Origin of the sequence: Mycobacterium seoulense, from assembly GCF_010731595.1 — a bacterium.
GTDB classification, from domain to species: Bacteria; Actinomycetota; Actinomycetes; order Mycobacteriales; family Mycobacteriaceae; genus Mycobacterium; species Mycobacterium seoulense.
On record NZ_AP022582.1, the window covers coordinates 4,301,817 to 4,313,363 of the forward strand.

General features: G+C 66.6%; 13 protein-coding genes. 9 read left to right on the forward strand and 4 right to left on the reverse strand.

What is annotated here, in order from left to right; translation table 11 throughout:
* Nucleotides 1-207: 207 nt before the first annotated feature.
* Nucleotides 208-1,722: a chromosomal replication initiator protein DnaA gene (dnaA, locus tag G6N37_RS19960; RefSeq protein ID WP_163685288.1), complete on the reverse strand. Its 1,515-nt coding sequence runs from the start codon at nt 1,720-1,722 to the stop codon at nt 208-210.
* 603 nt (nt 1,723-2,325) lie between these two features.
* On the opposite strand from dnaA, the gene rpmH reads away from it, so the two are divergent.
* The 9 genes from rpmH (at nt 2,326) to G6N37_RS20005 (ending at nt 8,752) form a co-directional block, all read left to right on the forward strand.
* On the forward strand, nt 2,326-2,469 hold the full coding sequence (rpmH, locus tag G6N37_RS19965; RefSeq protein ID WP_073880743.1) for a 50S ribosomal protein L34: 144 nt from the start codon (nt 2,326-2,328) through the stop codon (nt 2,467-2,469).
* Nucleotides 2,470-2,491: 22 nt separating this feature from the next.
* Nucleotides 2,492-2,854, forward strand: coding sequence for a ribonuclease P protein component (rnpA, locus tag G6N37_RS19970; RefSeq protein ID WP_163683066.1), 363 nt, complete (start codon nt 2,492-2,494; stop codon nt 2,852-2,854).
* Complete coding sequence (gene yidD / locus G6N37_RS19975) at nt 2,851-3,189, forward strand: membrane protein insertion efficiency factor YidD (RefSeq protein WP_163683068.1); 339 nt, start codon at nt 2,851-2,853, stop codon at nt 3,187-3,189. Before rnpA ends, yidD begins: the two co-directional genes overlap by 4 nt.
* Complete coding sequence (gene yidC, locus G6N37_RS19980) at nt 3,173-4,282, forward strand: membrane protein insertase YidC (RefSeq protein WP_163683070.1); 1,110 nt, start codon at nt 3,173-3,175, stop codon at nt 4,280-4,282. Before yidD ends, yidC begins: the two co-directional genes overlap by 17 nt.
* Before the next feature lie 79 nt (nt 4,283-4,361).
* Entirely contained in the window at nt 4,362-4,931 is a 570-nt protein-coding gene (locus G6N37_RS19985; protein WP_163683072.1) for a Jag family protein, read from the forward strand.
* A 60-nt stretch (nt 4,932-4,991) separates the two neighbouring features.
* The gene (gene rsmG / locus G6N37_RS19990; RefSeq protein WP_163683074.1) at nt 4,992-5,729 is read left to right on the forward strand and encodes a 16S rRNA (guanine(527)-N(7))-methyltransferase RsmG; all 738 of its coding nucleotides are present in this window, start codon (nt 4,992-4,994) and stop codon (nt 5,727-5,729) included.
* Entirely contained in the window at nt 5,726-6,727 is a 1,002-nt protein-coding gene (locus G6N37_RS19995; protein WP_163683077.1) for a ParA family protein, read from the forward strand. Before rsmG ends, G6N37_RS19995 begins: the two co-directional genes overlap by 4 nt.
* A gap of 23 nt (nt 6,728-6,750) precedes the next feature.
* Nucleotides 6,751-7,734 (forward strand): ParB/RepB/Spo0J family partition protein, encoded by a 984-nt coding sequence (locus tag G6N37_RS20000; protein ID WP_163683079.1) that lies wholly within the window; start codon nt 6,751-6,753, stop codon nt 7,732-7,734.
* Nucleotides 7,735-7,999: 265 nt separating this feature from the next.
* Nucleotides 8,000-8,752 carry an acetyltransferase gene (locus G6N37_RS20005; RefSeq protein ID WP_163683082.1) on the forward strand — a complete coding sequence of 251 codons (753 nt, stop codon included), beginning with the start codon at nt 8,000-8,002 and terminating at the stop codon, nt 8,750-8,752.
* On the opposite strand, the gene G6N37_RS20010 is transcribed toward G6N37_RS20005, so the two are convergent.
* From G6N37_RS20010 to trxB, 3 genes are all read right to left on the reverse strand, one after another.
* On the reverse strand, nt 8,749-9,969 hold the full coding sequence (locus G6N37_RS20010; protein ID WP_163683084.1) for an N-acetylmuramoyl-L-alanine amidase: 1,221 nt from the start codon (nt 9,967-9,969) through the stop codon (nt 8,749-8,751). The genes G6N37_RS20005 and G6N37_RS20010 overlap by 4 nt on opposite strands.
* A gap of 134 nt (nt 9,970-10,103) precedes the next feature.
* Nucleotides 10,104-10,457, reverse strand: coding sequence for a thioredoxin (trxA, locus tag G6N37_RS20015; RefSeq protein WP_163683085.1), 354 nt, complete (start codon nt 10,455-10,457; stop codon nt 10,104-10,106).
* Nucleotides 10,454-11,461 (reverse strand): thioredoxin-disulfide reductase, encoded by a 1,008-nt coding sequence (trxB, locus tag G6N37_RS20020; protein WP_163683087.1) that lies wholly within the window; start codon nt 11,459-11,461, stop codon nt 10,454-10,456. The genes trxA and trxB overlap by 4 nt, the downstream gene beginning before the upstream one ends.
* Between the last annotated feature and the right edge of the window lie 86 nt (nt 11,462-11,547).

The following is an 11,547-nucleotide window of genomic DNA, read 5'->3' on the forward strand; positions in this document are numbered from 1 at the left end:
CTGTGGATCGCGGCGTGGACAACTGTGCGCGTGGTGTTGGGCCGCTGGGGACGAAGCGTGGTTGTGAACGCGGCGAGGGTTAGTACACGGCTGTTTGACGGTGTTGTGCACAGTGCTGCGCACAATCTCTTGGTGTGGCGGGTGTGACAGCCGTGGGAGAAGTTTTTTGAAATTGCTTGCGCGCGAGGGCTGACGGACGCCCAGGATTCAGCGCTTGGAGCGCTGGCGGATGCGAGTGGTGAGCTCTTTGACGTGATCGAAGACCTCACGTCGCTCGGCCATCTCGGACAGGATCTTGCGTTGGGCATACATGACCGTGGTGTGGTCCCGCCCGAATGCCTGCCCGATCTTGGGCAATGACAGATCGGTGAGCTCGCGGCACAGATACATGGCGATCTGGCGGGACTGCGCGAGCGCGCGGGTCTTGCCGGGCCCGCGTAGTTCTTCGACGGTGGTGTCGAAGTATTCCGCGGTGGCAGCCATGATGGTCGCCGCGCTGATCTGCATCGTGCTGGCGTCGGCGATCAGGTCGCGCAGCACGATCTCGGCGAGGGCCTTGTCGATCGGGGTCTTGTTCAACGAGGCGAACGCGGTGACCCGGATGAGGGCACCCTCGAGTTCGCGGATGTTGCGTTCGATGCTGCTGGCGATGAGTTCCAGGACGTCATCGGGGACGGCCAGCCGCTCCATCTGTGCTTTCTTGCGCAGGATGGCGATGCGGGTTTCGAGTTCTGGCGGCTGGACGTCGGTGATCAGGCCCCACTCGAACCGGGTCCGCAGGCGGTCTTCGAGGGTGGCGAGCTGTTTGGGGGGCCGGTCCGACGAGATGACGATCTGCTTGTTGGCGTTGTGCAGTGTGTTGAAGGTATGGAAGAACTCCTCCTGGATACCTTCCTTGCCCTCGATGAACTGAATGTCATCGACCAGCAGGACGTCGACGTCGCGGTAGCTGCGCTTGAACGCGACCTTGCGGTCGTCGCGCAGGGAGTTGATGAAGTCGTTGGTGAATTCCTCGGTGGAGACGTACTTGACGCGCATGCCGGGGAACAGTCGCTGCGCGTAATTGCCGGCGGCGTGCAGCAGGTGGGTCTTGCCCAGCCCCGACTCGCCCCAGATGAACAGCGGGTTGTAGGCGCGCGCCGGCGCTTCGGCGATGGCCAGGGCCGCGGCGTGCGCGAAGCGGTTGGAGGCACCGATGACGAAGGTGTCGAAGGTGTACCGCCGGTTGAGGCTGGTGCCGCCGGCGACGGCCGGGTCGGTGGGGTGCGGACGCTCGGTGAAGTAGTTCGGCCAACTCTGCGACGCGCTGTCGACGGCCTCGCCGTTCTCGTCGGCGTCGTCATCGGCAAACGGCGGTTCGGATTGTCCGAACTGCTCGGCTTGCGGAAGGACGACATCGTCGGCGTCGTCGTCGGGCGGTGCGATGCGCACCCCGAGCTGGATCTGCTGCCCGAGCCGCCGGCTGAGGGCGTCGGTGATGGGTGCGCGCAGATGACGTTCGATCTCGTTCTGGACGAAGCTACTGGGCACCGAGAGCAGGGCGAACCCCTCGACGATGGTCAGTGGTTGGACGAGATTCAGCCAGGCCCGTTGCTGAGGGGTGAGGGGAGCGATGAGCGTGGTGCGGTTGGCGGCTACCCCGTCCGGGGTGGATTCCCCGTTGAGCTCGGACACGACCGCGTTCCACACGGTGGTGAAACTTGAACCGGGGTCATCGGTCAACGACGCATCCCCCTGGTTCTCGAGCATCCCGGGTCGAAGTACAACCACGCTTGGCGACAAAGCAACTGTCCACATAGTTATACACAGGTGTGGACAGGATGAGCGTATGCGAGCCACAACCTACCGGCGACGGCTCGCGATCTCCGTGCTGGAAGAAAACCATTGCAGGCTGTCAGGCAGCTAGTCGACCCACCATCCTCGCTTCGTTGTCAGCGTCGTTGCAGTCTAAAACGACACTGGCAGAAGCTAACAGTTTTCCGTGCGGCTGCCAACCGTTCTGCTGCATTCCAATCAGGTTGTTTAGGGTTCGGTGGGCCTGGCTCCGCTCGACGCCGGTGCGGCGCCTGACCGGAGGGGGCCGCTGGCGGCGATCTGGCCGGCCGCGATCGAGCGGGTGCCTTGGGACAGGCCAGGTTTGACCAGGCGAAGCCCGGTCAGTACCCTCAAACAGTCGCCCGAAAGTCGGCGATGCGGCTGCGACCCAGGTTTGCCTGGGGACCGCGCCGGCCAGCAGCAAGATTACCTCCGACCGACCCGCAGACGAACCTGAGCGAGACGTCTGGCCGGCCGGATGGAAATGCGAGACACAACGAGGAGAACGTCGTGGCCAAGGGCAAGCGGACCTTCCAGCCGAACAACCGGCGCCGAGCCCGCGTGCACGGCTTCCGGTTGCGCATGCGTACCCGCGCCGGACGCTCGATTGTGTCGAGCCGGCGCCGTAAGGGGCGCCGCGCGCTATCTGCCTGATCGCAACGTCGGGTTTTCGGCGGTGCTTCCGGCACGCAACCGCATGAGGCGGTCAACGGACTTCGACGCGACGGTGAAGCACGGAATTCGCGCGGCGCAGCCCGACGTCGTCGTCCATGTCCGGCGCACGGACGATCGCGACGCTGCGACGGCTCCGCGCGTCGGATTGATCGTCGGCAAGTCCGTGGGTTCGGCGGTCGAACGCCACCGGGTGTCGCGCCGGCTGCGGCACGTGGCGCGATCCGTGTTGGGTGATCTCCACGAGTCCGACCAGATGGTCATCCGGGCGCTGCCCGGGAGCCGGACCGCATCGTCGGCGCGGTTGGAACAGGAGCTGCGCCGGGGGTTGCGACGGGCGCTCGACTCGGTGGGACGGGACCGGTGAGCGCGCCGGCGAGCGCCGTCCATACGGTGGGCGCGGCGGTCGTGCGCGGGCTTGTCTCGGTGATCCAGCTGTACCGGCACATGGTCTCGCCGTTGCGACCGGCGACGTGTCGCTTCGTTCCGACGTGCAGCCAGTATGCGGTCGAGGCGCTGACCGAATACGGCTTGGTGCGGGGGAGTTGGTTGGCCGCGGTCCGGCTCGCCAAGTGCGGACCATGGCATCGGGGCGGATGGGATCCGATACCGGAACGCCCGGGATGCCAAGAGAACTTCGAAGATGCCAGCGACGCGTGGCCCCGCCCGGCGGCGCGAGGGGAGAGTGGAACTCTTGTTTGATTTCTTTAGCCTGGACTTCGTCTACTACCCGGTGTCGTGGATCATGTGGGCCTGGTACAAGCTGTTCGCCGCGATGTTGGGGCCGTCCAACTTCTTCGCGTGGGCGCTGTCGGTGATGTTCCTGGTGTTCAGCCTGCGGGCGCTGCTGTACAAGCCCTTCGTGCGGCAGATCCGCACCACCCGCCAGATGCAGGAGCTGCAACCACAGATCAAGGCGCTGCAGAAGAAGTACGGCAAGGACCGTCAGCGGATGGCGCTGGAGATGCAGAAGCTGCAACGCGAGCACGGGTTCAACCCCATCCTCGGATGCCTGCCGATGCTCGCGCAGATCCCGGTGTTCATCGGTCTGTATCACGTGCTGCGGTCGTTCAACCGGACCACGGGGGGCTTCGGTCAGCCCCACCTGTCGGTGGCTCAGAACCGGCTGACCGGAAACTACGTCTTCAGCCCGACGGACGTCGGGCACTTCCTGGACGCCAATCTGTTCGGCGCACCCATCGGTGCATTCATGACGCAGCGGACCGGGTTGGACGCGTTCACCTACTTCAGCCGGCCGGCGGTCATCGCGGTCGGGGCGCCGGTGATGATCCTGGCGGGGATAGCGACGTACTTCAACAGCCGGGCCTCGGTGGCGCGACAGAGCCCGGAAGCCGCGGCCAATCCGCAGACCGCGATGATGAACAAGCTCGCGCTGTATGTGTTTCCGCTCGGCGTGGTCGTGGGTGGCCCCTTCCTGCCACTGGCGATCATCTTGTACTGGTTCGCCAACAACATCTGGACGTTCGGTCAGCAGCACTACGTGTTCGGAATGATCGAAAAAGAGGACGAGGCGAAGAAGCGGGAAGCGCTGGAGCGACGGGCGGCCAACGCGCCGGCCCCGGGGGCCAAACCGAAGCGGAACGCCAAGGCGCCACAGCCGGGTGGCAACGGGTCGCCGAGCGCGGGGGAGGGCGAGGCGGAGTCCGAGGCCCCCGACGAAGACGCGCCGGCCGCGAAGCCTCCGGCGGCCAAGCCGAATCCGGGTGGCCAAAACGGTGGAACCGCCAACCGCACCCCGCGGCCCGGGGCGCGACCCAAGAGACGCAAACGCTGACAAGGGGACACAGCCAGAGCGGGCCGCCTTGGCATGGTGACCCCGAGGGCAGGGACCCGCGGATGAGGGAGAGAAAGACATGACCGACGCAGACACGACGACCGAGCGCGACACGGACACCGAACTCGATGCCGAGCGGCCATCGGAGAACGGTGCGGAGGCGGACGCCGACGACTTCGACGATCAAGAAGAGCGGTTGGTCGCCGAGGGAGAGATTGCCGGCGACTACTTGGAAGAGCTGCTGGACCTGTTGGACTTCGACGGGGACATCGACCTGGACGTCGAGGGCAACCGCGCGGTGGTGAGCATCGACGGTAGCGACGACCTGACCAAGTTGGTCGGGCGTGGCGGCGAGGTGCTCGACGCGCTGCAGGAACTCACCCGCCTGGCCGTGCACCAGAAGACCGGCGTGCGGAGCCGGCTGATGCTCGACATCGCCGGCTGGCGGCGCCGGCGCCGCGAGGAGCTGGCGGCCCTGGGCGACAAGGTGGCCCGACGGGTGCTGGAATCCGGCGAGCGTGAAGAGCTCGCGCCGATGACGCCGTTCGAGCGCAAGATCGTCCACGACGCCGTGGCGGCGGTCCCCGGCGTCCACAGCGAAAGCGAGGGCGCGGAGCCCGCGCGCCGCGTGGTCGTGCTGCACGACTAGCGAGTTACAGCGGTGTAGTTCCCACGCCGAAGCCCATCTGGGTGCCGGCCCGAGTGGAGGATGTTTCACGTGAAACATGTCGGCCCGGGCGAACCTGCGGCGGACATGCACGCCTGGCCGAAGCCCGGCACCGCGCCGGAGGCGGCGGCGACCATCTTCGGTCCGAGAATCGATCTTGCGCGACGCTACGCGGAACTGCTGGCCGGCCCGGGGGTGGAACGCGGGCTGCTCGGGCCGCGCGAGGTGGATCGCATCTGGGACCGGCATCTGCTCAACAGCGCCGCGATGGCCGAGCTGCTGGAGGCCGGCGAGCGGGTCATCGACATCGGCAGCGGAGCGGGACTGCCCGGCATCCCGCTGGCCCTCGCGCGCCCCGACGTCGAGGTGGTGCTTCTCGAACCGCTGCTGCGCCGCAGCGAATTTCTCAGCGAGGTCGTCGACCAACTAGGGTTGGCCGTCGAAGTGGTCCGCGGCCGTGCCGAGGAACTGTGGGTACGCCATCAGTTCGGGGAAAGGGATGCGGCGGTGTCGCGAGCGGTTGCGTCGTTGGACAAGTTGGCCAAGTGGAGCATGCCGTTGCTTCGGCCGGGCGGGCGGATGCTCGCGATCAAGGGCGAGCGCGGGCGCGAGGAAGTTGAACAGTACCGGCGTGTGATGGCAGCATCGGGCGCCGTTGATGCCAGGGTGGTGACATGTGGCGCGACCTATTTGCGTCCCCCCGCAACCGTAGTTATAGCGCGGCGCGGAAGACCGCAACGCCATCAGTCGGCACGGATCGGGAAGACGGGGAACCGATGAACAGTCCGGGAGATCTGCCGACCCCGTCCGGGCCGGCCCTGAACGCCGTGGACGCCCAGGCGCCGATCGCCCCGGAAGCCCGGCCGCCGATGTCGAGCACCGTGGGCAACCCCGAGGCGGATGTTTCACGTGAAACATCGGACGAGTTCGACACCCCGATCGGTGCGGCCGCCGAACGGGCGATGCGGGTCTTGCACACCACCTATCCGCCGCTGCGCCGGCCCCGCCACCGTCGGGTGTTGACCGTCGCCAATCAGAAGGGCGGCGTCGGCAAGACCACCACCGCCGTGAACCTCGCCGCGGCTCTCGCGCTCCAGGGGCTCAAGACGTTGGTCATCGATCTCGACCCGCAGGGCAACGCCAGCACGGCGCTCGGGATCACCGACCGGCAATCGGGCACGCCGTCGTCGTATGAGGTGCTCATCGGTGAGGTGGCGGTCAAGGACGCGCTGCGGCGCAGCCCGCACAACGAGCGCCTGTTCTGTGTCCCGGCCACCATCGACCTGGCGGGGGCCGAGATCGAATTGGTCAGCATGGTCGCCCGTGAGAATCGGTTGCGCACCGCCCTGGCCGAACTGGACGACCTCGACTTCGATTACGTCTTCATTGACTGCCCGCCCTCCCTGGGGCTGCTGACCATCAATGCGCTCGTCGCCGCCCCGGAGGTGATGATCCCGATCCAGTGCGAGTACTACGCGCTCGAGGGTGTGTCACAGCTGATGCGCAACATCGAGATGGTGAAGGCCCACCTCAACCCCCGGCTCGACGTGTCCACCGTCATCCTCACGATGTATGACGGCCGCACCAAGCTCGCCGACCAGGTGGCCGAAGAGGTGCGCCGGTACTTCGGAAGCAAGGTGCTGCGCACGGTGATTCCGCGCAGCGTCAAAGTCTCCGAGGCGCCCGGCTACAGCATGACCATCATCGATTACGACCCCGGCTCCCGCGGGGCGATGAGCTACCTCGATGCGAGCCGCGAGCTCGCCGAACGTGATTGACCACCATCCGTGAAGGGACGACCATGACGCAGCCGTTACGCAAGAAGGGCGGCCTCGGCCGGGGCCTGGCTTCGCTGATCCCGACTGGCCCCGCCGAAGGTGACTCGGGTCCCGCGACGCTCGGTCCGCGGATGGGGGACGCGGCAGCGGACGTGTTGATCGGTGGACCGGGGCCGGACCTGGCGCCGGCAGGTGCGGTGTATCGCGAGATCGCGCCGGCCGATATCGAGCCCAACCCGCGCCAGCCTCGGCAGGTGTTCGACGACGAGGCGCTATCTGAGTTGGTGCACTCCATCCGCGAGTTCGGCCTGCTGCAGCCGATCGTGGTCCGCGCGGTGCCCGGGGCCAAGACGGGACCGCGGTATCAGATCGTCATGGGGGAGCGGCGCTGGCGGGCGGCCCAAGAGGCGGGGCTCGCGACCATTCCCACCATCGTGCGCGAGACCGGTGACGACAATCTGCTTCGCGACGCCCTCCTGGAGAACATTCACCGGGTGCAGCTCAACCCGCTGGAAGAGGCGGCGGCATACCAGCAGCTGCTCGACGAGTTCGGCGTCACCCACGACGAACTTGCCTCACGCATCGGCCGCTCGCGGCCGTTGATCACCAACATGATCCGGTTGCTGAAACTGCCGATCCCTGTGCAGCGGCGGGTAGCGGCCGGCGTGCTCTCGGCCGGCCACGCCCGCGCCCTGCTATCGCTGGAAGCCGGTCCCGAGGCGCAAGAGGAACTGGCCAGCCGCATCGTCGCGGAAGGGCTGTCGGTGCGGGCGACCGAGGAGGCGGTGACGCTGGCCAACCGCGCCGGCGCGACCACCCCGGCACCCCAGCGGCGCAAGCCGATCCAGATGCCCGGTCTGCAGGAGGTCGCCGAGCGGCTGTCCAACGCCTTCGATACGCGGGTGACGGTGAGCCTGGGCAAACGAAAGGGCAAGATCGTCGTGGAGTTCGGCTCCGTGGACGACTTGCAGCGAATCATCGACATGATGACCACCGCCAAGGCCTAACCCGCCATACGCTGTAATTACGTCACTGTGACACCGGAGCGGTCACGGCTGGGCAACAACGAGCTCTCGACGCCGTAGGGTTACGAAAGCGCATGCGTTTCAAGGATTTTCGGTAACAAACCGGTTGGGACGGTAACGCGTCGGGCGCCCCGGCGCCGTGATCGGCGCCTCGAAGGCAAAGCTGGCCCGATTGCGGCTTACTCTCCTATCCTGGAGGGGTTGCCGGCGCATTTGGCTGCAGCACCGCACAGGAGCCAGGAGGCTAGTGTCCGCTCGAATCACACCGCTGCGCCTCGAGGCCTTCGAACAGCTTCCCAAGCATGCTCGCCGCTGCGTGTATTGGGAGGTCGACCCAGCGACCCTCGGTAACCAGGACCATCTCGCCGACCCGGAATTCGAGAAGGAAGCCTGGTTGTCGATGGTGATGCTGGAGTGGGGCTCGTGCGGCCAGGTCGCCACCGCGGCGACCGACGACCGAAGTCAAAGCGAGCCCCCCTGCCTGGGCTATGTCTTCTACGCGCCGCCGCGGGCGGTGCCCCGGGCGCAGCGGTTTCCCACGGCCCCGGTCTCCGCGGACGCGGTGCTGCTCACGTCGATGGGCATCGAGCCCGGTCAGGCCACCGACGATCTGCCGCACGGCCTCCTCGCCCGGGTGATCGACGAACTGGTCCGCCGTGGAGTCCGGGCGCTGGAAGCCTTCGGCCGCACACCGGCGGCTTCGGAATTGCAGGACCCGCTGGCCGCGAGCCCCGATGTGCGGCCGGTGTTGGAGGCCGTCGGTGACTGCTCGGTGGACCACTGCGTCATCGACGCGGAGTTGTTGCAGGACGCGGGTTTCGTTGTGGTGGCCCCACATCCGTACTTCCCGCGGCTGCGGCTCGAGCTGGACAAGGGCCTCGGTTGGAAGGCCGAAGTCGAGGCGGCTCTAGAACGCCTGCTGGAAAACGCGCAGCTGCAAGAGCCGGTCGGAGCCGGGTCGGTGGCGGGAAATACGTTGCGCGGCGCCGAGATCGGCTAAGAGCCGCCGAGCCGGCTGGTCCGCTCGACCGAAAGTTCGTGGGCCAAAAGTTCGGCGAAGGTGAACGTGCCGGTGGGCCGGTCGTTCTTGCCCAGGAGGTAGAGCCGTTTGACCGCGGCGAGGATACCTTCGGCGATGGCGTCGCGCGTTTGCGTCGAGATCAGCATCGCGCGATCCTGCGGATTGGTGATGTAGCCGACGTCAACCTGTACGGTTGGCATCCGGGTCAGGCGCAACAGATCCCAGGTCCGGCCATGCGTCCGGCAATCCCGTAACCCCGTGCGGGCCACGACCTCTCGTTGGATGAAGTCGGCGAGATTGCGCCCGATCGTGGACACCGAGCCGTGCGAGTTCCCGAAGTGAAAGGACGCCACCCCGTTGGCCGCGGAGCTGGGCTGACTCTCGCAGCGCAAGCTGATCATCAGGTCCGCGCCGACGTTGTTGGCGGTGGCGGCGCGTTCGGCGTCGGACGGGCTGCGGTTGACCGGCCGCGACAGGAACGTTTCCATCCCGATGGCGGTCATCCGCCCCTCGAGTCGGCTTGCCAAGTCCCACAACACATCCGCTTCGCTGACCGGTCCCGACGGACCCTGCATCAGCTCACCGAGGTCGGTGCCGCCCCGGCCCGGATCGATGATGATCCGCTTGCCCGACAGCTTGGGCCCCGATCGGCGCACCAGTTCTTCCTCGCGGATCGCGTGCGGTGAACCGCCGGTGACGCGGGAGCTCAGAAAGTACAAGGAGCGCAATGTTTCTGGGCCACAGATGCCGTCGGCGGCGAGCCCGTACTCACGCTGGTATGACATCAACGCGTTGTGCGTCTGCAACCCGAAGTGCCCGTCGACCAGTCCGGTGTAGAAACCGAGGTCTTGGAGGCGGGCCTGCAGGGTGGCGACGTCGTCACCATAGAGCGGTGCGCCGAATTGGTGATACAACGTGCGCGCACCGAGCCGGTACGACGCTTCCTTCAACGCGCGATAGGTGGCCTCGCCGACGAGGCCGTCGACCAGCAGGCCGCGGTGCTGCTGGAAGGCGCGCACCGCCTGGTCGAGTTCGGTGTCGAAGAGCTCGGCGGGCACCTGCCGGCCGGTGGCGAGGTCGTCCTCGGGGCCGTCGAGCAGCCCTAGCGCCGCCAACGTAGCCCGGATTTCGGTCACAGCTGCGCTACGGTCACCACAGCGCAGCGCATCGCCGTGTTCACGGCGCGGACTCGACATACCAAAGGCCCTCCGGGACACACTGACAGGCTCGCATCTGGGCAACAGCTAACGGTTATTGTCGCAGATGCTTCCCATATTCGGGAAAACCCCAGGCTGAACGCGGGGCGTGGTGCGGCGAATTCAAATGACGGTCAACTGAGGTTCGGCACCGCGTCCGAGAGCTCGCGCAGCAGCGCCGCCTTACCTTTGGCGCCGACGATCCGCTTGACCGGTTGGCCATCCTTGAACAGGATCATGGTCGGGATCGAAACGACCTGGAAGTCGCGCGCGGTGACCGGATTGGCGTCCACGTCGAGCTTGGCGACGGTGAGCTGGCCGGCCCGCTCGCTCGCGATTTCCTCGAGAACCGGCGCGACCATCTTGCACGGACCGCACCACGTCGCCCAAAAGTCAACCAGCACAGGCTTATTGCTGGACAGCACCTCTGTGGAGAAGGATGCGTCAGAGACTTCGATTGTGGCCCCGGCTTTTTGGGCGTCGGTCATTGAGGTGCTCCAATCATCTCGGTACTGCCAGGAAATTCGGTTGCGTCGCTTTGGGCGGCCGAGCTTGATTCGACGTGGTCGGCCAGCCAGCGTTCGGCGTCGATGGCCGAGGCGCAACCGCTGCCGGCGGCGGTGATGGCCTGGCGGTAGGTGCGATCCACCAGGTCCCCGGCGGCGAACACCCCCTCGATCGAGGTCGCCGTGGTGTGGCCCTGAACCAGCACGTAGCCATCGGGGTCGGTGTCGAGGACGTCGCGGACCAATTCCGAGCGCGGGTCGTGACCGATCGCCACGAAGACGCCGGTGACGGGCAGGGTGTTTTCCTCGCCGGTGACCGTGTCGCGCACCCGCAAACCCGTCACCGTCTCGTCCCCGTCGACCCCCAGCACCGCCTTGTTGGTCAGGATGGTGATCTTCTCGTTGGCGCGGGCGCGGTCGAGCATGATGCGCGAGGCGCGGAATTCGTCACGGCGGTGCACCAGGGTGACGCTGCGCGCGAATCGGGTCAAGAACGTCGCTTCCTCCATCGCCGAGTCCCCGCCGCCGATGACCGCGATGTCTTGATCTTTGAAGAAGAATCCGTCACAGGTCGCACACGAGCTCACACCACGACCGAGCAACTCCTGCTCGCCGGGGACGCCCAGATACCGCGCCGCGGCGCCCATCGCCAGAATGACCGCCCGCGCGCGGACGGTCTCACCCTCGGCGGTCGTCACCGACTTGATCGGCCCGTCCAGCGACACCGACTCGACGTCTTCCATCCGCAGGTCGGCCCCGAAGCGCAGGGCCTGCTCGCGCATCTGGTCCATCAACTCCGGACCGGTGATGCCATCGCGGAACCCCGGGAAATTCTCCACCTCGGTGGTGGTCATCAAGGCCCCGCCAAACGACGTTCCCTCGAACACCACCGGCGCCAGCTGTGCGCGGGCCGTATACAACGCCGCGGTGTACCCAGCGGGGCCCGAGCCGATGATGATCACGTCGTGCACAGTGTCGGCGGTCATAGAACCCTTTCAACCAATCGTCCCTGGATTCCTACAAACGCCAGCGTAGGCACGGCTGTTCCCCGGCGCGTCGGACACCCCGGCAC

What these genes read in the sequence shown, in the direction of transcription:
- G6N37_RS20010 (WP_163683084.1), bottom strand. Translation starts at nt 9,969, where the DNA reads ATGTCGAGTCCGCGCCGTGAACACGGCGATGCGCTGCGCTGTGGTGAC.
- trxA (WP_163683085.1), bottom strand. Translation starts at nt 10,457, where the DNA reads ATGACCGACGCCCAAAAAGCCGGGGCCACAATCGAAGTCTCTGACGCA.
- G6N37_RS20000 (WP_163683079.1), top strand. Translation starts at nt 6,751, where the DNA reads ATGACGCAGCCGTTACGCAAGAAGGGCGGCCTCGGCCGGGGCCTGGCT.
- rsmG (WP_163683074.1), top strand. Translation starts at nt 4,992, where the DNA reads ATGTTTCACGTGAAACATGTCGGCCCGGGCGAACCTGCGGCGGACATG.
- G6N37_RS19995 (WP_163683077.1), top strand. Translation starts at nt 5,726, where the DNA reads ATGAACAGTCCGGGAGATCTGCCGACCCCGTCCGGGCCGGCCCTGAAC.
- trxB (WP_163683087.1), bottom strand. Translation starts at nt 11,461, where the DNA reads ATGACCGCCGACACTGTGCACGACGTGATCATCATCGGCTCGGGCCCC.
- G6N37_RS19985 (WP_163683072.1), top strand. Translation starts at nt 4,362, where the DNA reads ATGACCGACGCAGACACGACGACCGAGCGCGACACGGACACCGAACTC.